Origin of the sequence: Enterobacter sp. GD03975 (assembly GCF_029838645.1) — a bacterium.
Lineage (GTDB): Bacteria > Pseudomonadota > Gammaproteobacteria > Enterobacterales > Enterobacteriaceae > Enterobacter > Enterobacter quasihormaechei.
This window is the reverse complement of the sequence record NZ_JAOBZC010000008.1, coordinates 134,521-158,157: the sequence shown is the minus strand read 5'-3', so window position 1 is coordinate 158,157 and position 23,637 is coordinate 134,521. Positions and strand designations below refer to the sequence as shown.

19 protein-coding genes and 1 riboswitch are annotated in these 23,637 nt (G+C 55.7%); of the genes, 5 read left to right on the top strand and 14 right to left on the bottom strand.

Annotation, left to right across the window (positions count from 1 at the left end):
• Window positions 1-29: 29 nt before the first annotated feature.
• The 6 genes from polB to araB form a co-directional block, all read right to left on the bottom strand.
• The gene (gene polB / locus N5C09_RS14650; RefSeq protein ID WP_279749300.1) at window positions 30-2,387 is read right to left on the bottom strand and encodes a DNA polymerase II; all 2,358 of its coding nucleotides are present in this window, start codon (window positions 2,385-2,387) and stop codon (window positions 30-32) included.
• Window positions 2,388-2,448: 61 nt separating this feature from the next.
• Window positions 2,449-2,859, bottom strand: coding sequence for a hypothetical protein (locus N5C09_RS14645; RefSeq protein WP_239005141.1), 411 nt, complete (start codon window positions 2,857-2,859; stop codon window positions 2,449-2,451).
• A 15-nt stretch (window positions 2,860-2,874) separates the two neighbouring features.
• On the bottom strand, window positions 2,875-3,726 hold the full coding sequence (locus tag N5C09_RS14640; protein ID WP_279749299.1) for a hypothetical protein: 852 nt from the start codon (window positions 3,724-3,726) through the stop codon (window positions 2,875-2,877).
• 137 nt (window positions 3,727-3,863) lie between these two features.
• Window positions 3,864-4,559 (bottom strand): L-ribulose-5-phosphate 4-epimerase, encoded by a 696-nt coding sequence (gene araD, locus N5C09_RS14635; RefSeq protein ID WP_279749298.1) that lies wholly within the window; start codon window positions 4,557-4,559, stop codon window positions 3,864-3,866.
• A gap of 88 nt (window positions 4,560-4,647) precedes the next feature.
• Window positions 4,648-6,150: an L-arabinose isomerase gene (gene araA, locus N5C09_RS14630; protein WP_063450678.1), complete on the bottom strand. Its 1,503-nt coding sequence runs from the start codon at window positions 6,148-6,150 to the stop codon at window positions 4,648-4,650.
• A gap of 10 nt (window positions 6,151-6,160) precedes the next feature.
• On the bottom strand, window positions 6,161-7,870 hold the full coding sequence (gene araB, locus N5C09_RS14625) for a ribulokinase (protein ID WP_203465642.1): 1,710 nt from the start codon (window positions 7,868-7,870) through the stop codon (window positions 6,161-6,163).
• Between the two features lie 335 nt (window positions 7,871-8,205).
• Between araB and araC the strand changes: the two genes are divergently transcribed.
• Window positions 8,206-9,051 (top strand): arabinose operon transcriptional regulator AraC, encoded by an 846-nt coding sequence (gene araC, locus N5C09_RS14620; RefSeq protein WP_028015490.1) that lies wholly within the window; start codon window positions 8,206-8,208, stop codon window positions 9,049-9,051.
• Window positions 9,052-9,179: 128 nt separating this feature from the next.
• Window positions 9,180-9,947: a DedA family protein gene (locus N5C09_RS14615; protein WP_017383796.1), complete on the top strand. Its 768-nt coding sequence runs from the start codon at window positions 9,180-9,182 to the stop codon at window positions 9,945-9,947.
• 28 nt (window positions 9,948-9,975) lie between these two features.
• On the opposite strand, the gene thiQ is transcribed toward N5C09_RS14615, so the two are convergent.
• The 4 genes from thiQ to sgrR all read right to left on the bottom strand — a co-directional run bounded on the left by thiQ (window position 9,976) and on the right by sgrR (window position 15,051).
• Window positions 9,976-10,674, bottom strand: a complete 699-nt coding sequence (thiQ, locus tag N5C09_RS14610; RefSeq protein WP_279749297.1) for a thiamine ABC transporter ATP-binding protein ThiQ — start codon at window positions 10,672-10,674, stop codon at window positions 9,976-9,978.
• A complete protein-coding gene (thiP, locus tag N5C09_RS14605; RefSeq protein ID WP_279749296.1) occupies window positions 10,658-12,268 on the bottom strand; it encodes a thiamine/thiamine pyrophosphate ABC transporter permease ThiP in 1,611 nt (536 codons plus the stop codon). The genes thiQ and thiP overlap by 17 nt, the downstream gene beginning before the upstream one ends.
• Window positions 12,244-13,227 (bottom strand): thiamine ABC transporter substrate binding subunit, encoded by a 984-nt coding sequence (gene thiB / locus N5C09_RS14600; protein WP_279749295.1) that lies wholly within the window; start codon window positions 13,225-13,227, stop codon window positions 12,244-12,246. Before thiB ends, thiP begins: the two co-directional genes overlap by 25 nt.
• A 31-nt stretch (window positions 13,228-13,258) precedes the next feature.
• A riboswitch (TPP riboswitch) is annotated at window positions 13,259-13,359 on the bottom strand.
• Window positions 13,360-13,395: 36 nt separating this feature from the next.
• Complete coding sequence (gene sgrR / locus N5C09_RS14595) at window positions 13,396-15,051, bottom strand: HTH-type transcriptional regulator SgrR (RefSeq protein ID WP_063867445.1); 1,656 nt, start codon at window positions 15,049-15,051, stop codon at window positions 13,396-13,398.
• A gap of 88 nt (window positions 15,052-15,139) precedes the next feature.
• Between sgrR and sgrT the strand changes: the two genes are divergently transcribed.
• Together sgrT and N5C09_RS14585 are read left to right on the top strand one after the other, a co-directional pair.
• Window positions 15,140-15,292 carry a glucose uptake inhibitor SgrT gene (gene sgrT / locus N5C09_RS14590; RefSeq protein ID WP_003856388.1) on the top strand — a complete coding sequence of 51 codons (153 nt, stop codon included), beginning with the start codon at window positions 15,140-15,142 and terminating at the stop codon, window positions 15,290-15,292.
• Between the two features lie 120 nt (window positions 15,293-15,412).
• Complete coding sequence (locus N5C09_RS14585; protein WP_279749294.1) at window positions 15,413-16,591, top strand: sugar efflux transporter; 1,179 nt, start codon at window positions 15,413-15,415, stop codon at window positions 16,589-16,591.
• 280 nt (window positions 16,592-16,871) lie between these two features.
• Here N5C09_RS14585 and leuD read toward each other — a convergent pair whose 3' ends face one another.
• From leuD to leuA, 4 genes are read right to left on the bottom strand one after another with little or no spacing between them, the layout of a single operon-like run.
• Entirely contained in the window at window positions 16,872-17,477 is a 606-nt protein-coding gene (leuD, locus tag N5C09_RS14580) for a 3-isopropylmalate dehydratase small subunit (protein WP_045141617.1), read from the bottom strand.
• 10 nt (window positions 17,478-17,487) lie between these two features.
• Window positions 17,488-18,888 (bottom strand): 3-isopropylmalate dehydratase large subunit, encoded by a 1,401-nt coding sequence (gene leuC, locus N5C09_RS14575; RefSeq protein ID WP_131636667.1) that lies wholly within the window; start codon window positions 18,886-18,888, stop codon window positions 17,488-17,490.
• A gap of 2 nt (window positions 18,889-18,890) precedes the next feature.
• Window positions 18,891-19,982: a 3-isopropylmalate dehydrogenase gene (gene leuB, locus N5C09_RS14570; protein ID WP_063450669.1), complete on the bottom strand. Its 1,092-nt coding sequence runs from the start codon at window positions 19,980-19,982 to the stop codon at window positions 18,891-18,893.
• Window positions 19,982-21,553, bottom strand: coding sequence for a 2-isopropylmalate synthase (gene leuA, locus N5C09_RS14565; RefSeq protein ID WP_279749293.1), 1,572 nt, complete (start codon window positions 21,551-21,553; stop codon window positions 19,982-19,984). The genes leuB and leuA overlap by 1 nt, the downstream gene beginning before the upstream one ends.
• An 805-nt stretch (window positions 21,554-22,358) precedes the next feature.
• On the opposite strand from leuA, the gene leuO reads away from it, so the two are divergent.
• Window positions 22,359-23,303, top strand: coding sequence for a transcriptional regulator LeuO (gene leuO / locus N5C09_RS14560; protein WP_063867450.1), 945 nt, complete (start codon window positions 22,359-22,361; stop codon window positions 23,301-23,303).
• Window positions 23,304-23,637 lie beyond the last annotated feature (334 nt).

Genomic DNA, 23,637 nt, shown 5'->3' with positions numbered 1-23,637 from the left:
GTACTGGATGGCAACGGTTTCGTCACGCGTCAAAATAGCCCAAGTTGTCCTGTCACTAGTGTAGCAAAGTCGTCGTCGATGAACGGTAAAATTCCCTCCGCAACCGGCTGAAGCTGGCGGGTGAGGTAGTGATCGTAATCGAGAGGCGACTGTTGATAATCAACGGGTTCCGGTCCGTTCGTCGTCCAGACGTATTTTATCGTCCCCCGGTTCTGATACTGCGGCGCGCGTCCCCGACGAACGTTCTCTTCGTCCGCCAGCCGCGCGGCGCGCACGTGAGGGGGAACGTTACGCTGATACTCTGCCAGCGGGCGGCGCAGGCGTTTGCGATACACCAGCTGGTCATCCAGTTCACCCGCCATCAGGCTGGCGATGGTGTCGCGCACGTAATCCTGATAAGGCTCGTCGCGGGATATTCGCAGGTAGAGCGACTGCTGGAACTGCTGTGCCAGCGGCGTCCAGTCAGTGCGCACCGTCTCCAGCCCCTTAAACACCATCCTCTGCGCTTCACCTTCCTGAATCAGCCCGGCGTAGCGCTTCTTGCTTCCCTGGTCGGTTCCGCGAATGGTTGGCATTAAAAAGCGGGTGAAATGGGTTTCAAACTCCAGCTCTAACGCGCTGGTTAACCGCTCTTTTTGCAAAGTTTCGCGCCACCAGTCGTTCACAAAGGCGACCAGATCTTTGCCGATTTGCGCGGCGTCGTCTTCCGAATGGGCGGCTTTCAGCCAGACAAAGGTGGAGTCGGTATCGCCATAAATGACGTCATAGCCCCGGGATTCAATCAGCGCTTTGGTCTGGCGCATAATCTCGTGCCCGCGCATGGTGATGGACGACGCCAGACGCGGATCAAAGAAGCGGCAGGCGCTGGTACCCAGCACGCCGTAAAAGGCGTTCATAATGATTTTCAGCGCCTGCGAGAGCGGTTTGTTGCCGTGGCGTTTCGCCTCGTCGCGGCCGTGCCAGATGTTTCCCACGATTTCCGGCAGGCAGTGTTTTTCGCGCGAGAAGCGTGCCCCAAGAAAACCTTCGGTGCTGTGTTCATCATCTGGCTGCGCCATCCCCTCCACCAGCCCTACCGGGTCAATCAGGAAGGTGCGGATAATCGACGGGTACAGGCTTTTATAGTCCAGCACCAGAACCGAGTCATACAGCCCGGGCCGAGAATCCATCACGTAGCCGCCGGGGCTGGCCTGCGGCGGCACGTCCCCGAGGTTGGGCGCAACGTAGCCCGCACGGTGCATTCGTGGAAAATAGAGGTGGCTAAAGGCCGCTACCGAGCCGCCGTGCCTGTCGACCGCCAGGCCGTTCACCGTCGCGCGCTCCAGCAGAAAAGGCATGATCTCGGTTTTGTGGAAAATCTGCGTCACCAGCTCGCAGTCTTTCAGGTTATAGGTGGCGAGCGCCGGCTTATCCTGGTTAAAGCGCCGGTCAATCTCGTCCATTCTATCCCAGGGATTGTCGATGGATTTCCCTTCGCCGAGCAGCTCCCGGGCGACCGCTTCGAGGGAGAATGACGAGAAGTTCCAGAAGGCGGATTTCAGCGCCTCGATGCCGTCGAGAATCAGGCGACCATTGGCCTGGGCAAAGAAAACGCCGTTCTTGAAACCGTGCTCACGCCACTCCAGCTCGCTGTTGCCGCGTCCCAGTATTAAGGGAATGCGGTAACGTTCGGCATGTTTTTGCAGCACGCGCAGGTCAAACTGGACGACGTTCCAGCCTATCAGCACGTCCGGATCGTGCTCGGCAAACCACTGGTTAAGCTTCTCCAGCAGCTGCGGGCGGCTGCTGACGTACTCTAGCTGAAAATCCAGCGCGGATGCATCGCCGTTCGGTGGCCCGAGCATATAGACAACCCGCTGTCCGCAGCCTTCCAGGCCAATGCAGTACAGTTCGCCGTGGCGGGTGGTTTCGATGTCCAGCGAGACCCACTTGAGCGGGGGGCGATAATTCGGGTTAGGCTTGAGGCGCGCGTTCACGAGACTGCCATTCTGTTCCGCGCCATCCACCCAGACGGGCGCGGTGATAAACCGCTCCATCAGAAAACGTTCCGGCGGGCGAATGTCCGCTTCGTAGAGCGTTACGCCCGCTTCGCGCAGCAGCTTTTCGTAGCGCATCAGCTGGCGATGGGCGCGGCAGTAAAGGCCATACACCGGCTGACGGTGGAAATCTTTTAGCTCAAGAGGCGTGAGACGCCAGCCGTTTTCACCGCGCAGCAGCTGCTTTACCTTCTCGACGTGGCCTTCAGGGATAAACGCCACGGACTCCTGAGGCGGCAGGGTAACGTGCAGCGGGCCGTTATCCGTCGCCAGCCAGAACGCAACCTCGGTGCCCTGAGGAGTATCCCGCCAGTGTCGGGTCAGTAAAAAGCCTTCTTGCGCCTGTGCCACGCTGTGATCCCACAAAACAAAACCTGATTATAGCCTGGTTTGCTGTGTTTTTATACAGCGTTTATTTTGCGATTTCAAAAAACTCAAGTTCCAGAGTGTTGCCTTTTTTATATACACAATAGCGTTGATAATCATTGCTGTAATCGTTATGGTTTTTATAAACCCATGAACAGTTATATTTGCTAATCCCTTTGAATTTATTAATGAAGTTAAATATTTTTTGTTCCTGCTTAGTAATGTCTTTTATGTTTTTATATTGGATGCTTACTATTGTTTCTTGATGATCGATATCATAGCTATAGCTAAATATCATATCTGTTGATAATTGAGGCGCGTCTTTTAGCGAATTAGGGGTATAGAGCCACCATGAGAATAAATCATCACGTTTGTAATGATGGTCTCCAGATTTAAATGCAAAAGCACTAAAGAAAAATAAAAAAGGAGCCAGGAGCAAGATTGCGAGAATAAACATGTATCTTTTCATGATTCACCAACGACTTACTGGTGTATGAGGATTTAGTAGAAAAAATAATGGCCGTTCAAAAGGGGAGGTTGAGTAAGTTTTACTGTTTTTTATTGATATGGTTCCGTAAAGTTCATGATTTAGTTGATTATCTTTACGAAAGTAGCTTTTTATGGGGCTGTTCTTATATTCATTAAAGAGTGATCCTGAGTTTGCGTGGTCTAATGGATTTATATAATTCATCCATTCAGGCAGTTCTCTTTTTATAGGCTCGCCATATTTAAAGGGCACTTTTTTTTGAAATAAATAAGGAGAAAATTTTCTGTTCTTAAACTTTCCGGGTGAACCACTTGCATCCCATATCTGAATTGCTGTCTGATATGACACAGGTTTTGCTAGCCAGAGTGGATCGGGGCCAGAACCAAAAACACGATAAAAACCAACTAAATCTGAAAGTAAGGCTTCCGCACTAAAACCGCTGTCAGTATACCAGCGAAAGAGGAGGGAATTTTGCCATGCCTCGAATCTTTTTGCCGTCCCATACATCAATGTCAAGGCGACTCTTGCTTTCATAAATGGGGATAGGCATGAGCGAACCATAATTTTTGTAAAGACGCCCGTTTGAAAGGATAGATCCATGCCTAAAATATTTTTACGTGCTATCATCTCCTGATTATAGGAAACCGGGAAATACCAATCATTAAATTCTTTATAGTATGTCGAGTGCCATTCTTGATCTAGTTTGCTTTTTAACCTTCTCGCATCATTCCCTTGGGCATGACCTAAATCTACCCATCCTAATTCTTCGGTGTAAATAAGGCCATTTTTTTTTGTGGTTGCGAATGCCCCGTCAGTAATATCTTTCCTGTTGCTCATCTATCAATCTCCTTTTCGATACGTTGTTGTAACAAAAGAAATGTTGATGAGCAAATATCATGTTTTTATCTTTCAATTATTAATAATTAATTTGATGAATGGTAAAGATGCCTGATGTTCAGACATCTTTACCATAATTACTGCCCGTAGTACGCCTTCGCGCCGTGCTTGCGCAGATAATGCTTATCAAGCAGGGTTTGCTGCATATCCGGCAGTTGCGGCGCCAGCTGGCGGCAGAAGATCCCCATGTAGGCGACTTCCTCCAGCACTATCGCGTTATGCACCGCATCTTCCGCATTTTTCCCCCAGGCAAACGGGCCATGGGAGTGCACCAGTACGCCGGGCATTTGCGCCGCGTCGATCCCCTGTTTTTCGAAGGTTTCGACAATCACATTACCCGTTTCCCATTCGTACTCACCGTTAATCTCCGCATCGGTCATCAGACGCGTGCAGGGAATGGTGCCGTAAAAGTAGTCCGCGTGGGTGGTGCCGGTGGCCGGAATGGGCTGGCCCGCCTGCGCCCAGATGGTCGCGTGACGCGAATGGGTATGCACGATACCGCCGATGGTCGGGAAGGACTGATACAGCAGGCGATGAGTCGGCGTATCGGATGAGGGCTTTTTGTTGCCTTCGACCACTTCACCCGTTTCGATGCTGACCACGACCATATCCTCTGCGGTCATCACCGTGTAATCCACGCCCGAAGGCTTGATCACGAATACCCCTTTTTCCCGGTCAACGGCGCTGACGTTGCCCCAGGTCAGGGTCACCAGGTTATGTTTTGGCAGCGCCAGGTTAGCTTCAAGTACCTGACGTTTGAGATCTTCTAACATGGTTGTCTCCAGTGCCGGATGGCGCTTCGCTTATCCGGCCTACAGGATCGTAGGCCCGGTAAACGCAGTGCCACCGGGCATTGCGTACTTAGCGTTTTGAACCGTAATAGACTTCGTTCCAGCGCAGCGCGTCTTTAAAGGCTGGCAGACGGGTGTCGTTATCAATCACGGTCAGCTCGATGTCGTGCAGCTCGGCAAACTGACGCATATCGTTCAGGTCAAGCGCATGGCTGAAGACGGTGTGGTGCGCGCCACCCGCCAGGATCCACGCCTCTGACGCGGTTGGCAGGTCCGGCTGCGCTTTCCACAAGGCATTGGCGACCGGCAGCTTCGGCAGAGAGTGCGGGGTTTCAACCGCATCGACGCAGTTCACCAGCAGGCGGAAGCGGTCGCCGAGGTCGATCAGGCTGGCGTTGATGGCCGGACCGGTACGGGTGTTAAAGATAAGACGGGCCGGATCCGCTTTGCCGCCAATGCCGAGGTACTGCACGTCAAGGATCGGTTTCTCTTCAACCGCGATAGAGGGACACACTTCCAGCATGTGCGAGCCGAGCACCAGATCGTTGCCGTTCTCGAAGTGGTAGGTGTAGTCCTCCATAAAGGAGGTGCCGCCCTGTAGACCGGTCGACATCACCTTCATGATGCGAAGCAGAGCGGCAGTTTTCCAGTCGCCTTCGCCCGCAAAGCCGTAGCCCTGCTGCATCAGACGTTGTACTGCCAGACCCGGCAGCTGTTTCAGGCCGTGCAGGTCTTCAAATGTAGTGGTAAAGGCGTGGAAGCCGCCCTGTTCCAGAAAGCGCTTCATGCCCAGCTCAATGCGTGCGGCATCCAGCACGTTCTGGCGCTTGTCGCCGTTAACTTGCGCCGCAGGCGTCAGGCGGTAGCTGCTTTCATATTCATCTACCAGCGCGTTAACGTCACCCTCGCTGATGTCATTCACCACCTGCACCAGGTCGCCCACCGCCCAGGTGTTCACGGAGAAGCCAAACTTGATCTGCGCGGCCACTTTGTCACCGTCGGTGACCGCCACTTCGCGCATGTTGTCGCCAAAACGCACCACCTTCAGGTGACGGGTGTCCTGCTTAGAGACCGCCTGACGCATCCAGGAGCCAATGCGTTGTTGTGCCTGGCCGTCCTGCCAGTGGCCGGTCACCACGGCGTGCTGCTGGCGCATGCGCGCGCCGATGAAGCCGAACTCGCGGCCGCCGTGCGCGGTCTGGTTCAGGTTCATAAAGTCCATGTCGATGCTGTCCCACGGCAGGGAGGCATTGAACTGAGTGTGGAATTGCAGCAGCGGTTTGTTGAGAATTGCCAGGCCGTTGATCCACATTTTGGCCGGTGAGAAGGTGTGCAGCCACACCACCAGGCCGGCGCATTTGTCGTCGTAGTTGGCATCACGGCAGATGTTGGTGATTTCGTCCGGCGTCGTACCCAGCGGCTTCAGCACCAGTTTGCACGGCAGTTTGGCTTCCGCGTTCAGCGCGTTAACTACGTGCTCCGCATGTTTCGTCACCTGCTGCAACGCTTCCGGCCCGTACAAATGCTGGCTGCCAATCACAAACCACACTTCATAATTATTAAAAATGGTCATTATCGTGTCCTTAATGTGTCAGGGTTGCCGTAGTGTCCGCGGTACTTTTGGCCGGGGCGGCGACAGGGAGATAGTGAAGTTCGGCGCTTTTTGCCCATTGCTGGTAGCGCTGATAAAGCTGTTCAAAGCGTTGTGCCTGCTGAGGCTGCGGCTGGAGCGTACTTTCGACGGCGCTCGCCATATGCTGTTGCGCGGTCGGGATATCCGCATGTACGCCTGCGGCCACGGCAGCGAAAATCGCGGCGCCCAGCGCACAGCACTGATCGGAGGCCACTATTTGCAGCGGCCGGTTCAGCACGTCGCAGCAGGCCTGCATAATTACCGGGTTTTTACGGGCGATACCGCCCAGCGCCATCACGTTATTCACGTCGATGCCCTGTTCGGTGAAGCACTCCATAATGGCGCGCGCGCCGAACGCGGTGGCAGCAATCAGGCCGCCGAACAGCGCGGGCGCGTCGGTTGCCAGGTTGAGATCGGTAATCACCCCTTTCAGACGCTGGTTCGCGTACGGCGTGCGGCGACCGTTAAACCAGTCCAGCACCACCGGAAGGTGATCGAGAGACGGATTTTTTGCCCAGGCTTCAGTGAGCTGCGGCAGGAGCTGTTTTTTGCTCGCGATAATCTGCGTTTTCAGTTCAGGATGCGCGGCAGCCAGCTGATCCAGCGGCCAGCCGAGCACGCGGCCAAACCAGGCGTAGATATCGCCAAACGCGGACTGACCCGCTTCAAGGCCGATAAAGTCCGGCACCACGCTGCCGTCAACCTGGCCGCAGATGCCTTTTACCGCGCGGTCGCCGACGCTGGCCTTATCTGCCGTCAGGATGTCGCAGGTAGAGGTGCCAATCACTTTCACCAGCGTGTTAGGCTGCGCACCCGCGCCCACGGCGCCCATGTGGCAGTCGAACGCGCCGCCGGAAATGGTCACGTTTTGCGGCAGGCCGAGACGCGTCGCCCACTCTTCGCAGAGCGTGCCGACCGGAATATCGGCAGTGAAGGTGTCGGTAAAGAGCGGGTATGTCAGGTTTTTGTTGATGATCGGGTCAAGCTCATCGAAGAACGCTGCCGGAGGAAGACCGCCCCAGCCTTCATGCCACAGGGATTTATGTCCGGCGCTACAGCGTCCGCGGCGGATATCCTGCGGGCGAGTGGTGCCGGAGAGCAGTGCGGGCACCCAGTCGCACAGCTCAATCCATGATGCCGCGGCCTGGGCGACCGAAGCGTCCGCGCGGGTAACGTGCAGGATTTTCGCCCAGAACCACTCGCTGGAGTAAATCCCGCCGATATAGCGTGAGTAGTCGGTCTTGCCCGGCTGATGGCATAAGCGGGTGATGGCTTCCGCCTCTTCCACGGCGGTATGGTCTTTCCACAGCACAAACATGGCGTTCGGGTTGTCGGCAAACTCCGGGCGCAGCGCCAGCACGCGGCCTTCGGCATCGACAGGGGCCGGCGTTGAGCCAGTGCTGTCGACGCCAATCCCCACGACGTCGGCCCGCTGGGCGTCCGTCAGTTCAGCCAGCACGGTTTTGATCGCCGCTTCCATTGATTCAATGTAATCGCGCGGGTGGTGACGGAACTGGTTGTTTGGCGCATCGCAGTAGCGCCCCTCTTGCCAGCGCGGATACCACTCAACGCTGGTTGCTATCTCCTGGCCAGTCGTACAGTCCACTGCCAGCGCGCGAACCGAGTCGCTGCCAAAATCGAGGCCAATTGCAATTGCCATGGTGTTGCTCCATCCGAAACAGGTATGGAAGAACATTAGAGACTGGGGACAAAAATCGTCAGGCAGGATCCGCTAATCTTATGGACTAAATTGCTGTAGCAACGGAAAGTGTGACGCCGTGCAAATATTCAATGTGGACATTTCTGCCGCACTTATAGACACTTTTGTTACTGCTTCTCTGCCCGTGTCGGCAGAAAAATCAGGGGAAAAGGCTGAAACATGGCGGACGTAAAAGAGGCGTGATGCTTTTTGGATCTTTTCGCGGGCCATTTTTATACTGCTTTTAACGATATGGACAAATGGTTTCCTTCAGGACCCTTTGGAGAACTGAATCTATGGCCGAACCGCAAAACGATCCCCTGCTGCCGGGATACTCATTTAATGCCCATCTGGTGGCGGGGCTGACGCCAATTGAGGCCGAGGGGTATCTCGATTTTTACGTCGACCGACCGCTCGGCATGAAAGGGTATATTCTGAACCTGACCGTACGCGGGGAAGGGGTGATCAAAAACGGCGATCGGCAGTTTGTTTGCCGCCCGGGCGATATGCTGCTGTTCCCGCCGGGGGAGATCCACCACTACGGGCGTCACCCGGATGCCAAAGAGTGGTATCACCAGTGGGTCTATTTCCGCCCGCGCGCCTACTGGCAGGAGTGGCTCTCATGGCCGGCTATTTTCGCGCAAACCGGTTTTTATCGTCCGGATGAGGCGCATCTGGCGCAGTTTCGTGAGCTGTTCGCACAAATTATTGAGGCGGGGCAGGCGGGCGGGCGCTATGCCGAGCTGCTGGCGATCAACCTGCTTGAGCAGGTGCTGCTGCGCCGCATGGAGGCGATCAACGAATCGCTTAACCCGCCGCTGGACAACCGCGTCCGTGATGCCTGCCAGTACATCAGCGACCATCTGGCCGACAGCCAGTTTGATATCGCCAGCGTTGCCCAGCACGTCTGTCTTTCGCCGTCTCGCCTGTCACACCTGTTCCGCCAGCAGCTTGGCGTGAGCGTGCTCAGCTGGCGTGAGGATCAGCGCATCAGCCAGGCGAAACTGCTGCTCAGCACCACCCGAATGCCTATCGCCACCGTCGGACGTAACGTGGGCTTTGAAGATCAGCTCTATTTTTCTCGCGTGTTTAAGAAGTGCACCGGCGCCAGCCCCAGTGAATTTCGCGCGGGATGTGAATAATCGGTAAAAAAAGCTAAACATACAGGTGAACTCAGAAAGCACCCTGTAAACTATTCAGACAATTGTTGCCTTGACGCGGTGCAGGGCGCTAAGCAGAATCGCTGATTCGTTTTCTGACCGGAATAGTTATGCAGGCATTGCTGGAACATTTTATTACCCAGTCCGTTATGTATTCGCTCATCGCCGTGGCGCTGGTGGCGTTTCTGGAATCGCTGGCGCTGGTCGGGCTGATCCTGCCCGGCACCGTGATGATGGCGGGGCTTGGGGCGCTTATCGGCAGCGGTGAGGTCAATTTCTGGCAGGCGTGGATGGCCGGGATTATCGGCTGTTTGCTGGGGGACTGGATCTCCTTCTGGCTGGGCTGGCGCTTTAAGAAGCCGCTGCACCGCTGGTCGTTCATGAAAAAGAACAAAGCGCTGCTGGATAAAACCGAGCATGCGCTGCATCAGCACAGCATGTTCACCATCCTCGTGGGGCGCTTCGTTGGCCCAACGCGTCCGCTGGTGCCGATGGTTGCCGGGATGCTGGACCTGCCCGTCGCGAAATTCGTGGTGCCGAACATCATTGGCTGCGTCTTCTGGCCGCCGTTCTACTTCCTGCCGGGTATTCTGGCAGGCGCGGCCATTGATATTCCTGACGGTATGCAAAGCGGTGAGTTCAAATGGCTGCTGCTGGGAACGGCGGTGCTGCTGTGGCTGGCGGTCTGGCTCTGCTGGCGGCTATGGCGCAGCGCGAAAGCCAGCGTCGATCGCCTGACGCGCTATCTCCCGCGCACGCGCCTGCTCTGGCTGGCCCCGCTGACGCTGGGCGTGGCGGTGGTCGCGCTGGTCGCGCTGATTCGTCACCCGCTGATGCCGGTGTACGGCGAGATCCTGCTGAAGGTGGTGAGCCGTTAAACGCCGGGCGGCACTGCGTTTGCCCGGCCTACGGTTTTATACCCAGTAATCCTGACGCGCTTTCTTTCCCGCTCATCAAGGCGTCGGTTGTGCCATCCCACAAAATCCGCCCCTCCGCGATCACTACCGATCGCGGCGCGATGCGTGCGGCATCTTCAATGCTGTGCGAAACCATCAGCATCGTGATCTGCTGGCGCTGGCAAACCTCCTCAACCAGCGAGAGCATCTCCTGTCGCAGGGCTGGATCAAGGGCCGAGAAGGGTTCGTCGAGCAGCAGCAGCGGCTGTTCGCGCACCAGGCAACGTGCCAGCGCCACGCGCTGACGCTGGCCGCCGGAAAGCTCGCCGGGCAGTCTGGTAATCAACGCGGACAGGCCCATTTGTTCGGCAATCGCCGCCAGCTTCTGACGCTGCGCAGCATTGAGCTTTAACCCCGGATCGATTCCCAGCGCGATGTTCTGCCACACCGTAAGGTGATTAAACAGATTGTTTTCCTGAAACAGCATCGACACCGGGCGCTTAGCCGGCGGAGCGTAGGTATACTCGCCATTATCAATGACGATCGACCCGCTGGCAGGCTGTAAAAAACCGGCAATCAAATTGAGCAGGGTACTTTTTCCGGCCCCGCTTGGGCCAAGCACCGCAATTCGCTCTCCCTGACGAACGGAGAGGGTAAAACGCATGGGCAGGTGCTCGTAAAGCCAGGTTACATCAGTCAGTTTTAACATCACGCCCCGGAAGTTTTTCGATAACGGTAAATAAGGCAAAGCACAGCAGCAGCAGGAGCAGCGCCGTGACGGCACCGTCCTGGCTGCGGTAGGAGCCAATTTGCTGATAAAGCCAGAACGGCAGCGTGCGGAAATCCTCGTTGCCAAAGAGGGCCACCACGCCAAAATCTCCAATCGACAGCACGCAGGCGAAGGCCATCGCCTGGGCGAGCGGCCGTTTCAGGGCGCGCAGCTCGACCACTTTCAGCCGCCGCCAGCCCATAATGCCAAGGGACTGGCACAGGGCGCTGTACCGGCTGTTAACATCCCGCATCGGGTTTTCCAGCACCTTCAGCGCATACGGGATGGCCATTAAGGCGTTGGTAAAAATGACGATGCCGTCGGCACTTTCCGGCAGGCCGATGGTGCTGTTAAACAGTAAAAAGAAACCGGTCGCCAGCACGATGCCCGGCATCGCCAGGATCAGCATACCCGTCACCTCCAGCGCGTGTCCGGCTTTACGGGCATGCCGCGCGTAAAGCTCGCGGCTGCTCCAGAGCAGCATCATGGTCAGGATCACACACATGAGCCCGGCTGCCAGCGCGATGCGCAACGAGGTCCACGTGGCCTGCCACAGGACCGGCTGTTGCAGTACCGACACCACATTCCTGTTGAGGCCATCGGCGATCACGGCCAGCAGCGGCGGCAGCAGAAGCAGAAGCGCCAGCGCGATCAGCATCACGTCCGAGATGCGGCTGTGCAGGCTGTCCTGCGGATCGCGCCAGCCGGTAATGTTATTGCTTCCTGCGGGGATCGCTTTGCTCAGCCGCTGGCTAAGTAACACCAGCGCCAGGCAGCACAGCATCTGCACGATCGCCAGCAGCGCGGCGCGCCCCGGATCGTAGTCGTAGCTTAAGGCCTGATAGATCGCCAGCTCAATGGTGGTGGCCTGCGGGCCGCCGCCGAGCGAAAGGACGGTGGCAAAGCTGGCGAAGCAGAGCATAAAGATCAGCGCGGCAACCGGGGCGATCTGACGTCGCAGCCACGGCCATTCGACAAAACGGAAGAACGACCAGCCGCGCATGCCAAGCTGGGCCGCAATCTGACGCTGCTCGCCGGGAATGTTCTCCAGCGCCTGTAAAAAGAGGCGCGTTGCCATCGGCATATTGAAAAAAATATGCGCCAGCAGAATGCCCTTTAGGCCGTAAGGGGAGAAGGTCCATTCCAGACCAAGCAGGTTGAAGAGAGAGGCCAGCCAGCCCTGGCGACCGTATACGCTCAGAATCCCGAACACCGCCACCAGCACGGGCAGGATCAGCGTCATGGCGCACAGGCGCAGCAGGGCCAGCCTGCCGGGGAAACGTCTGCGATAGAGGGCGCGGGCGAGGAAAATGGCCGGGGTGACTGACAGCAGCGCGGAGAGAAACGCCTGCCAGAAGGAGAAACGGATGACGTGCCAGAGATAGCTATCGCGCCAGAGCGCGAGCAGATCGCTCTCTGGCGCGTTAAACCACAGCGCGAGAAACGCGCCCAGACTGACGATCACCATCAGTATGGCGGCAATCAGTCCGGGCACTAACCAGCCGGGGATCAGCGGCTGACGGCGCGTTGCCATTCACTTATCCATGCGGCGCGCTGAGTGGCAACCTGCTGCGGCGTAAATTCCAGCGCGGTCTGCGGTTTGTCCAGCTCCTCAAAGCCTGCCGGCAGCGCCGCGTCGGTGACCGGGTACATCCAGTTGCCCGTCGGAATGGCGTTCTGGAATGCCGGGGAGACCATAAATTTCAGGAATTTTTCGGCCAGTTCCGGCTGCTTGCTGGCAGCGGTCCGCGCCGCCACTTCCACCTGGAGATAATGCCCTTCGGCAAAGTTCGCGGCGGCGTAGTTATCTTTCTTCTCGGCAATAATGTGGTAGGCCGGAGAGGTGGTGTAGCTCAGCACCAGGTCGCTTTCGCCTTTCAGGAACAGGCCATAGGCTTCGCTCCAGCCTTTCGTGACCGTAACGGTTTTCGCAGCCAGCTTCTGCCACGCCTCCGGCGTTTTGTCGCCGTAGACTTTCTGCATCCACAGCAGCAGCCCCAGGCCCGGCGTGCTGGTGCGCGGATCTTCATAAATCACGCGCCATTTCTGGTCGCTTTCGACCAGCTCTTTCAGGCTCTTCGGCGGATTTTTCAGCTTGTTTTTATCGTAGACGAACGCAAAGTAGCCGTAATCGAAGGGAACGAAGGTGTCGTTTTTCCAGCCGCCCGGCACGTTGACGGCATCTGCCGATACGCCGCTTTTGGCAAACAGTCTGGTTTGCGTGGCGGCTTCCAGCAGGTTGTTATCCAGCCCGAGCACCACGTCGGCCTTGCTGTTTTTGCCTTCCATGCGCAGACGGTTGAGCAGCGACACGCCATCTTCCAGCGCCACGAACTTCAGCTCGCAGTTGCAGTCGGCTTCAAAGGCTTTTTTCACCACCGGGCCGGGGCCCCAGTCGGCGGAGAAGGAGTCGTAGGTGTAGACCGTCAAAACAGGTTTAGCAAAAACAGGCAGCGCAAACAGCGCCAGCAGAGGAAGAACGTTTTTTAACACTTTGCACCTCAGGGTTGAGTGGCAAAGGATTTTGAGAAACAGCCTCAAATCCCTTCGCCGGCGTTATCCGGATCAGGTTCGACGGGTATTATCTCAGCGCACATCAGTGATGCAGCACCCCGTTGAGAACGGCGCTATTGTAATGATTTGGTGAATATTACGAAAGCGTTATGGCTCCGGCGGCGCAAACCACGCGGATTTAAAATCAAACCAGCCCAGGGTGTTCATCCGCAGGCCGCGCATGCTGCGCTGCCCCTGGATCAGCAGCCAGTGGTGAATTAACGGTACGATCGTCTGCCCGGCCAGCAGCTCCTGGCACCAGGCGGCCAGATCCATCTCTCCTGCCCGCCACCTTGCGGCGTCCTGCTGCCAGTCCCGGCTGATGCAGTGCTGAATAAGAGGCACTTCATACAGGTGTGAAAAGAGCGAGAAATCCAGCGGCAGCGTGAAGTTCGCGCTGTTGAGCCAGATATCGCTGACCACATCCCCGCGGTGCCATTCATCATAGTCCACTTCCTGTATCGCCAGCGTCACCCCCTCGGCTGCCAGCAGCTTACTCATGATCCTTGCGATAAACCGGTGCTCAATGTGATCGCGATAGTAGCTGAGGGTGATGGTCTCCAGTCCGGCAGGTTTCTCGCTGCGGACCGGCTGTGCATGGTGCCAGCGCGGAAGCAGGCCATAGGCCGGGAACCACCAGGTCTGGTATTGCTCTTCAGCGTGATAAATCAGGTTAGCGGGGGCCAGAATATGGCTTATCCACTTACGGACGTCGTGATTCGCCCCGCGATGGCTGCGGCTGTCAAAAAGCAGATAGTAGCAGCCCTCTTCCAGGCGACTCTCGAACGCCTTTTCGCTGGTTGTTGGTCCTTCCAGGGTGAGGCCTGCACTCAGCTCTTCGTTGAGATCCGGTAACACCCAGACGTTCACTTCGTCGATCAGCGCCCGATAGCCAAAATAGTCATCAAAGGCGCGGATCTTCAGCTGATTGCTGTTATTGCGCGTAACGGAGTAGGGGCCTGTACCAATCGGCTGGCTGGAAAAATTGTTCAGGGATCGCCACTCGGCAGGCAGGATCATCGAGGGCACGTAGCCAAGAAGCCACGGAAGCCAGTTGTCCGGCTGCGATAGCTCAATATCCAGCGTCCAGGCCGTTGGGGAGTGGATCCGCGTGATATGCGAATAGAGCGGCAGCGTGCGGGCGCGCTCTAAAGAAGCGATGACGTCACGCATCTCCAGCTCGCGTCCATGGTGGAAATGAATGCCCGGGCGTAAAAAGAAGCGCCAGTGCAGCGGGGAAAGCTGCTGCCAGTGGTGCGCGATATCCGCTTCCAGTTCCCCGTTTTCCTCATTTATTTTCGTCAGGCCGCTGAATATCTGCCGGGCCATGTGGGTTTCAGAGCGACGCAGCGCCGTACCGGGCAGCAGATTTTTCATTGGGCGGTAGTAAAGCACCCGCAGAATGTGGCGTCCCTGGCGAAAGCTGCGTCCCAGGTGCGAGACCAGCATCTGGCGCACGGCGGCTTTGTCGCCCACCAGCTGGACCAGCTGATCGATGCGGTCCTGCTCCAGCAAATCTTCCGCCCGCTGCTGCTGCAACGCCAGGCCGGTATAAAGGAACGTCAGGCGCGAGCGCTTACCGCGTCCCGCCTCCGCTTCCCAGCTGAGCCAGCCGTGCTGCTGCATGGTGTTGAGAAGGGTGCGCATATGACGCCGGGAGCAGTTAAGCAGCTCGGCCAGTTCGTTCAGCGTGGTCTCCTGCGACTGCCCCTCGCAGCACTGCCACAGGCGGATGAATTGTTGTTGCAGACGACCGGAAGGCATAAAAGGGGAACTCCTGACAAAAAACCAGCAATTTATTTATCCCTATATTAGGCCAATAATTCTTCCCGATGAAGCGAGGAGGTAAATTATGAAGAGGTCTACCGCACGTCAGTTTTATCAGCACTATTTTTCAGCGACAAAGGGAGTGTCCTGGCTGGCCCGCCAGTGCGCAGAGCAGCGGCTGAGAATCCTGGAAGATCTGATGCAGTGGGACGTTACGAAACCGACCTCTTCTCGCTAACTCGCCTCGATCATGTGTGACTGAGTATTGGTGCTAATCACCCGCCAGCAAAATGTTTTTGCTGGCTTTTTTCGTTTACTATTTCACCCAAATTCGATTCGCTTTCACAAGGACTTGCGCATGCTCTGGTTGATGACGATGGGGCGACGCCTGAACGGCGTGTACGCCGCTTTTATGCTGGTGGCCTTTATGATGGGCGTGGCCGGTGCGCTACAGGCACCGACGCTGAGCCTGTTTCTCAGCCGTGAGGTGGGGGCGCAGCCGTTTTGGGTGGGTCTGTTCTATACCGTCAACGCCATTGCCGGGATCCTCGTCAGCCTGTGGCTGGCGAAACGATCCGACAGCCAGGGCGATCGCCGCAAACTGATCCTCTTTTGCTGCGCCATGGCCGTGGGCAACGCGTTGCTGTTTGCCTTCAACCGCCATTACCTGACCCTCATCACCTGCGGCGTGCTGCTGGCTTCTCTGGCAAACACCGCCATGCCGCAGCTGTTCGCTCTGGCCCGGGAGTACGCCGACAACTCGGCGCGGGAAGTGGTGATGTTCAGTTCGGTGATGCGTGCCCAGCTCTCTCTCGCGTGGGTCATCGGCCCTCCGCTGGCGTTCATGCTGACGCTGAACTACGGTTTCACCGCCATGTTCTCCATCGCCGCGGGGATTTTTGCCATCAGCCTGGCGCTGATTGCCTTTGCGTTGCCGTCGGTGGCGCGCGTGGAGCAGGCGTCGGACAAGCCCATCACGCAGGTAAGCGGCTGGCAGGATAAAAACGTCCGCATGTTGTTTATCGCCTCCACGCTGATGTGGACCTGCAACACCATGTACATCATTGATATGCCATTGTGGATCAGCAGCGATCTGGGGCTGCCGGACAAGCTTGCGGGGATCTTAATGGGTACCGCTGCCGGGCTGGAAATTCCGGCAATGATTCTGGCGGGATATTACGTCAAGCGCTTCGGAAAACGCAAAATGATGGTGGTGGCGGTTGCCGCCGGGGTGATGTTCTATATCGGGCTGATCTTCTTCCACTCGCACAACGCGCTGCTGGCGCTGCAACTGTTTAATGCCGTGTTTATCGGGATTGTCGCCGGGATAGGCATGCTCTGGTTCCAGGATCTCATGCCTGGACGCGCTGGCTCGGCGACCACGCTTTTTACCAACAGTATTTCGACCGGCGTGATCCTGGCGGGTGTAATTCAGGGGGCGCTGGCGCAAAGCTATGGCCATGCATCCGTGTATTGGGTGATTGCGGCGATTTCGATTGTCACGCTGGTGTTGACGTGCCGGGTTAAAGACGTTTGATTCTGGAAGGCGGCTTCACGAAATGAAACGATTTTCTGACAGGTGCAAAGAAGGCGCATAGAGTGCGTGACGGGTGCTTGAGGCTGTTTGCCTCAGGCTCTCGCAAGAGGCAAACAGTGGAGAGTCCCACATCAAAAAACTGATGGGGAGACAAACTTCACAACGATCATTGCGAGGTTAGTCTCTTCATTGCCGAAAAGCAATATGGAGGCTGGAATGCCGAAACGTACTTGCCTCAACGCACCCTTATCAATGGCCCGCGCCCTGCGGGCCATTGCTTCTACCCCATAAACGCAGGCTGTTTTTTCTCGTAGGCGGAGATAGCCTCTTCGTGTTGCAGCGTCAGGCCAATGCTGTCCAGACCGTTCAGCATGCAGTGGCGACGGAACGCGTCAATGCTGAAGCTATAGGTTTTATCCCCGGCTTTCACCACTTCCGCTTCCAGATCCACCTCAAACGAAATCCCCGGATTCGCCTGCACCAGCGCAAACAGCTCATCGACCTGCTCGTCGCTCAGCGTCACCGGCAGCAGCTGGTTGTTGAAGCTGTTGCCGTAGAAGATATCCGCGAAGCTCGGGGCGATAACCACCTTAAAGCCGTAGTCGGTCAGCGCCCAGGGCGCGTGTTCACGCGACGATCCGCAGCCAAAGTTTTCCCGCGCCAGCAGAATCGACGCGCCTTTGTATTCCGGAAAGTTCAGGACGAACTCCGGGTTGGGCACTTCGCCTTTATCGTCAAGGAAACGCCAGTCGTTGAACAGGTGCGCGCCAAAGCCCGTGCGCGTCACTTTCTGTAAAAACTGCTTAGGAATGATCGCGTCAGTGTCAACGTTCGCGGCGTCCAGCGGGACAACACGGCCCGTATGTTGGGTAAATTTCTCTGCCATGATTGTCTCCTTATTTCAGGCTGCGAATATCGGCGAAATGACCGGTGACTGCGGCGGCGGCGGCCATTGCCGGGCTGACAAGGTGGGTGCGTCCACCCCGGCCCTGACGGCCTTCAAAGTTACGGTTGCTGGTGGATGCGCAACGCTCGCCCGGATTCAGGCGGTCGTTGTTCATCGCCAGACACATGGAGCAGCCCGGCAGGCGCCACTCGAAGCCCGCGTCGATAAAGATCTTATCCAGACCTTCCGCTTCCGCCTGGGCTTTCACCGGACCGGAACCCGGCACAACCAGCGCCTGCACACCGGGCGCCACTTTGCGGCCTTTAGCAATCTCAGCCGCCGCGCGTAAATCTTCGATACGGGAGTTGGTGCAGGAGCCGATGAACACCTTATCAATGCTCACGTCAGTCAGCGGTACGCCGGGTTTCAGCCCCATATAGGCCAGCGCTTTTTCCGCACTGGCGCGTTCGACCGGATCGGCGAAGGAAGCCGGGTCAGGAATGCTGTCGTTGACGGAGATGACCTGGCCCGGGTTGGTGCCCCAGGTGACCTGGGGGGCGATCTCTTCCGCCTGCAACGTTACCACGGTATCAAAAACTGCCCCCTCATCCGTTTGCAGGGTTTTCCAGTATGCGACTGCGTCGTCAAAATCCTGTGCTTTCGGGGCATGCAGACGCCCCTTCACATAGTTGAAGGTGGTTTCGTCCGGTGCGACCAGCCCTGCCTTGGCACCCATCTCAATGGCCATATTGCACAAGGTCATACGACCTTCCATGCTCAGCGCCTGGATAGCGTCACCGCAAAATTCAACCACGTGACCGGTGCCGCCTGCGCTGCCGGTTTTGCCGATAATCGCCAGCACGATATCTTTCGCGGTGATACCCGGTGCGGCTTTGCCCTTCACCTCAATCTTCATGGTTTTGGCGCGTCCCTGTTTCAGAGTCTGTGTCGCCAGAACGTGTTCAACTTCAGAGGTGCCAATCCCGAACGCCAGCGCGCCAAACGCGCCGTGCGTCGCGGTATGGGAGTCGCCGCAGACGATGGTCATGCCCGGCAGCGTAATACCCTGCTCAGGTCCCATCACGTGGACGATCCCCTGATACGGGTGGTTCAGATCGTACAGCTCCACGCCAAATTCGTTGCAGTTCTTGATCAGCTCCTGCATCTGGATGCGCGCCATCTCGCCGGAAGCATTAATGTCTTTGGTCTGGGTGGAGACGTTGTGATCCATCGTGGCAAAGGTTTTACCCGGCTGACGCACCGGGCGCTTGTGCGCACGCAGTCCGTCGAAGGCCTGAGGGGAGGTCACTTCGTGCACCAGATGGCGGTCAATGTACAGCAGCGGGGTTTCGTCTGGCGCCTCGTGGACAACGTGCGCATCAAACAACTTCTCATATAACGTTTTAGCCATGATTACACCCCTTCAGCGACATAGCGGGCAATGATGTCGCCCATTTCATCGGTACTGACTGCCGCCGTGCCGCGTGCTAAATCACCGGTACGGACGCCTTCTTCTAACGCCCGGTTAATGGCGTTTTCAATTGCGGTTGCTGCATCGCCTGCATCCAGGCTGTAGCGCAGCAGCAGGGCCAGGGAGAGGATCTGCGCAATCGGGTTGGCAATGTTTTTGCCGGCGATATCCGGCGCGGAACCGCCCGCCGGCTCGTACAGGCCAAAGCCTTCTTCGTTCAGGCTGGCAGAGGGCAGCATGCCCATCGAGCCGGTAATCATTGCGCACTCGTCCGAGAGAATATCGCCGAACAGGTTGGAACACAGCAGGACGTCAAACTGTGACGGGTCCTTGATCAGCTGCATCGTCGCGTTATCGATGTACATGTGCGACAGCTCAACGTCCGGGTACTGCTTAGCCACTTCGCTGACGATTTCGCGCCACAAAATAGACGACTGGAGTACATTCGCTTTATCAATGGAGGTCACCTTGCGGCGGCGTTTGCGCGCCGACTCAAAGGCGATATGGGCAATACGTTCAATTTCAAAACGGTGATAGACCTCGGTATCAAACGCTTTTTCATGCTGACCGCTGCCTTCGCGGCCTTTTGGCTGACCGAAGTAGATGCCGCCGGTCAGCTCACGCACGCACAGGATGTCGAAACCGTTGGCTGCGATATCCGCGCGCAGCGGGCAAAACTCTTCCAGCCCCGGGTACAGCTTCGCCGGACGCAGGTTGCTGAACAGCTTGAAATGTTTACGCAGTGGCAGCAGCGCGCCGCGCTCAGGCTGCCCGGCCGGCGGCAGGTGTTCCCACTTCGGGCCGCCCACGGAGCCAAACAGCACGGCATCGGCATTTTCACAGCCTTCCACCGTTGCATTTGGCAGCGGCGTACCGTGGTTATCAATCGCAATACCGCCCACATCGTAGTGGCTGGTGGTAATTTTCATCGCAAAACGCGAGCGAACGGCTTCCAGTACTTTCAGCGCCTGTGCCATCACTTCCGGGCCAATACCGTCACCCGGCAACACGGCAATATGGTAATTCTTCGACATCACACGGTTTCCTTGTTGTTCTCTTTATTCTGAGCTTTGCGTTGCAACTCTTTTTCGACTTCGGCGGCGCGCCAGATGTTGTTCAGGACATGCACCATCGCTTTTGCGGAGGATTCGACAATATCTGTCGCCAGACCCACACCGTGGAAGCGGCGACCGTTGTAATTGACGACGATATCGACCTGCCCCAGGGCGTCTTTGCCGTGCCCTTTTGCCGTCAGGTCGTATTTCACCAGCTCTACGTCGTACTCGGTAACGCGGTTAATCGCCTGGTAAATGGCATCCACAGGGCCGTTACCGTTGGCGGCTTCCGCTTTAATTTCCTCGCCGCAGGCCAGCTTGACGGAGGCGGTAGCGATATCGCTTGAGCCTGACTGCACGTTGAAGTAGTCCAGACGGAAATGCTCTGGCTCTTCCTGCTGTTTGTTGATGAATGCCAGCGCTTCCAGGTCGTAATCGAATACCTGGCCTTTCTTGTCGGCCAGCTTCAGGAAGGCGTCGTACAGCTGATCCATGTTGTAATCGCTGTCCTGATAGCCCATCTCTTCCATACGGTGTTTCACCGCCGCGCGGCCAGAGCGTGAGGTCAGGTTCAGCTGAACCTGGTTCAGACCGATGGATTCCGGGGTCATGATTTCGTAGTTTTCACGGTTCTTCAGCACGCCGTCCTGATGAATACCGGAGGAGTGGGCGAACGCGCCGGTTCCAACAATCGCCTTGTTAGCCGGGATCGGCATGTTGCAAATCTGGCTCACGGTCTGGCTGGTGCGCCAGATTTCGTTGTGATTAATGCGGGTGTGCACGTTCATGATGTCTTTGCGCACCTTGATCGCCATGATCACTTCTTCCAGCGAGCAGTTGCCGGCACGTTCCCCAATGCCGTTCATTGCGCCTTCAACCTGACGCGCGCCGGCGTGGACGGCGGCGATGGCGTTACCCACCGCCAGACCCAAATCATCGTGGGTGTGCACGGAGATGATGGCTTTATCAATATTTGGCACGCGGTCGTACAGGCCGGTAATGATGTTGGCGAACTCAAACGGCATGGTATAGCCGACGGTGTCCGGGATGTTGATGGTTTTAGCGCCCGCGTTGATAGCGGCTTCGACTACGCGCGCCAGATCGTCAATCGGCGTGCGGCCAGCATCTTCACAGGAAAATTCAACGTCATCAGTGTAGTTACGCGCGCGTTTGACCATGTAAACCGCGCGTTCGATCACGTCATCCAGCGTACTGCGCAACTTGGTCGCAATGTGCATAGGTGAGGTGGCAATGAACGTATGGATACGGAAGGCTTCTGCAACTTTCAGGGATTCCGCGGCCACATCGATATCTTTCTCAACGCAGCGCGCCAGACCGCACACGCGGCTGTTTTTGATGGTGCGGGCGATGGTCTGCACTGACTCAAAATCACCCGGCGAGGAGACAGGAAAACCGACCTCCATTACGTCTACACCCATGCGTTCCAGGGCCAGCGCAATTTGCAGTTTCTCTTTAACACTCAGGCTCGCCTGTAACGCCTGTTCACCGTCACGTAAAGTAGTATCGAAAATAACGACTTGCTGGCTCATGGGTTAGGTCCTTGTCAGTCTTAGGGCGCCTTGCTACGAGCATAAAAAAACCCGCGCAGTGGCGCGGGTTTTTAGTTTTACTGAAGACGATTCAACGCTGAATTTCGCCCGCCAGTCTACCGCGCACAGTGGATGCGTTTAGTAGTAGTAGACCGGTGAAACGAAGGGTGCGAATCATGAATCGTGCTCCAGGTGAATGCGTTATGCTTTTAGTGGTACTGGATACGCTGACGCATGTCAACCCCTCACAGGCAAAACGGCTATTCAGTACAGGGTAAGTACGTTAGCTAATTGTGCTGGTTTTGGCATGGCTAACCGACTTTATTGTCTATTATTGGACTGAAGATTCATCTCTGGAATAATTTGAATATAATTGGTAGCAATTGAACACAGTATTTTTACCGACATGCTGTGAAAAGAAATCTGTTTCATCTTGTTGATTTATAAGTGACGTGAATGAGTTGCGGGTGAGTAAATGATCAATATTGATATCAGTTTGTTAATGAAAACGCGGCCTATGCCATTAATAGTTTAATAATACTTAAGTCGTTATTCACGAGGGCGGTGATTGTGTATTTGTCTGGTTTATGGTTTCATGCCTGCATTAAAGTTTAAGATATCATTTGAACGTTTTTAGCGCTTCATTTTTGGGCGGCGTAATGCCACGCCAGAAACGAGGGCTCTTTATATATTCCGAATTTTAAATAATTCTCTTTCGCTTGTTGTATATGCATGGTAAATCATATTTTTCGAACTTATTACTGTACTTTGGCAAAGGGAATTTAGCGTGACGGTGGAGTCAGAAATGCCAGAAAATAATATTAACCAACCACAGTCTTATGATGGGGTTAAGCCTCAGTTACGCACAGTGGATCTTAACTTGTTAACGGTATTTGATGCAGTGATGCAGGAGCAGAATATTACACGAGCAGCGCAATCTCTGGGAATGTCTCAACCTGCCGTGAGTAATGCCGTAGCCAGACTTAAGGTGATGTTTAACGACGAGTTATTTGTACGTTATGGACGGGGTATACAGCCCACGGCGCGTGCATTCCAGCTATTCGGTTCGATTCGTCAGGCGCTACAGCTGGTTCAAAATGAGCTTCCCGGTTCGGGCTTTGAACCCTTAAGCAGTGAGCGAGTTTTCCATCTCTGTGTTTGCAGTCCGTTAGACAATTATTTGACGTCTGTTATATATAATAAAGTTGAACAGATCGCCCCAAATATTCACCTCGTTTTTAAATCATCATTAAATCAAAACACTGAACACCAGCTTCGTTATCAGGAAACAGAGTTTGTTCTGGGCTATGAAGAGTTCCGCCGTCCAGAATTTGCCTGCGTTCCATTGTTCAAAGATGAAATGGTATTAGTTGCCAGTAAAAAACATCCCCGTATGAATTCGCCGCTGCGTGAAAGCGATGTTTACAGCGAGCAGCACGCCGTTGTTGCGCTTGACCGATATGCCTCATTCAGTCAGCCGTGGTATGACACTGCCGATAAACAAGCCAGCGTGGCCTATCAGGGGATGGCCATGGTCAGCGTATTAAACGTCGTTTCTCAGACCCATTTGGTCGCCATCGCACCGCGCTGGCTTGCTGAAGAGTTCTCCGATTCGCTGGACCTGCAAATTTTACCTCTGCCGCTCAAGCTTAATAGCCGTACCTGTTACCTTTCATGGCATGAAGCCGCGGGTCGGGATAAAGGGCATCAGTGGATGGAAGAGCTGCTGATCGCTATTTGTCGTCGTTAAATTCGGGTGAATAAACCGCATGGCACCGTGCGGTTTATTCTGTGATTTTTCATGTGGGCAAAATTTTGTTCTGCTTTCATTTTTTTCACTCACTCAGACATGCTCAAAAATAGATGATTTCCTGATCCCTCCTCTTTTTAAGAGATGAATTATTATTGTCTCCACGCATTCCAGACGAATACACCATATTCGTATCTGACACCTGTTTATTCTGCTTTTCTTACTCATTCCCGCTTCCGGTTTGCTAATTGCCTGCCTCATAACGAGCGGTTAAGGTAGCAATCACTCTGCAAATTATAAGATGGGTTAACCCTGTCAGAAGACGGCGCGGAAA

Excerpts from the sequence above, each read along its gene's own strand:
- N5C09_RS14645 (WP_239005141.1), bottom strand. The coding sequence starts at position 2,859 with ATGTTTATTCTCGCAATCTTGCTCCTGGCTCCTTTTTTATTTTTCTTT.
- N5C09_RS14640 (WP_279749299.1), bottom strand. The coding sequence starts at position 3,726 with ATGAGCAACAGGAAAGATATTACTGACGGGGCATTCGCAACCACAAAA.
- araD (WP_279749298.1), bottom strand. The coding sequence starts at position 4,559 with ATGTTAGAAGATCTCAAACGTCAGGTACTTGAAGCTAACCTGGCGCTG.
- araA (WP_063450678.1), bottom strand. The coding sequence starts at position 6,150 with ATGACCATTTTTAATAATTATGAAGTGTGGTTTGTGATTGGCAGCCAG.
- araB (WP_203465642.1), bottom strand. The coding sequence starts at position 7,870 with ATGGCAATTGCAATTGGCCTCGATTTTGGCAGCGACTCGGTTCGCGCG.
- araC (WP_028015490.1), top strand. The coding sequence starts at position 8,206 with ATGGCCGAACCGCAAAACGATCCCCTGCTGCCGGGATACTCATTTAAT.
- N5C09_RS14615 (WP_017383796.1), top strand. The coding sequence starts at position 9,180 with ATGCAGGCATTGCTGGAACATTTTATTACCCAGTCCGTTATGTATTCG.
- thiQ (WP_279749297.1), bottom strand. The coding sequence starts at position 10,674 with ATGTTAAAACTGACTGATGTAACCTGGCTTTACGAGCACCTGCCCATG.
- thiP (WP_279749296.1), bottom strand. The coding sequence starts at position 12,268 with ATGGCAACGCGCCGTCAGCCGCTGATCCCCGGCTGGTTAGTGCCCGGA.
- sgrR (WP_063867445.1), bottom strand. The coding sequence starts at position 15,051 with ATGCCTTCCGGTCGTCTGCAACAACAATTCATCCGCCTGTGGCAGTGC.
- sgrT (WP_003856388.1), top strand. The coding sequence starts at position 15,140 with ATGAAGAGGTCTACCGCACGTCAGTTTTATCAGCACTATTTTTCAGCG.
- N5C09_RS14585 (WP_279749294.1), top strand. The coding sequence starts at position 15,413 with ATGCTCTGGTTGATGACGATGGGGCGACGCCTGAACGGCGTGTACGCC.
- leuD (WP_045141617.1), bottom strand. The coding sequence starts at position 17,477 with ATGGCAGAGAAATTTACCCAACATACGGGCCGTGTTGTCCCGCTGGAC.
- leuC (WP_131636667.1), bottom strand. The coding sequence starts at position 18,888 with ATGGCTAAAACGTTATATGAGAAGTTGTTTGATGCGCACGTTGTCCAC.
- leuB (WP_063450669.1), bottom strand. The coding sequence starts at position 19,982 with ATGTCGAAGAATTACCATATTGCCGTGTTGCCGGGTGACGGTATTGGC.
- leuA (WP_279749293.1), bottom strand. The coding sequence starts at position 21,553 with ATGAGCCAGCAAGTCGTTATTTTCGATACTACTTTACGTGACGGTGAA.
- leuO (WP_063867450.1), top strand. The coding sequence starts at position 22,359 with ATGCCAGAAAATAATATTAACCAACCACAGTCTTATGATGGGGTTAAG.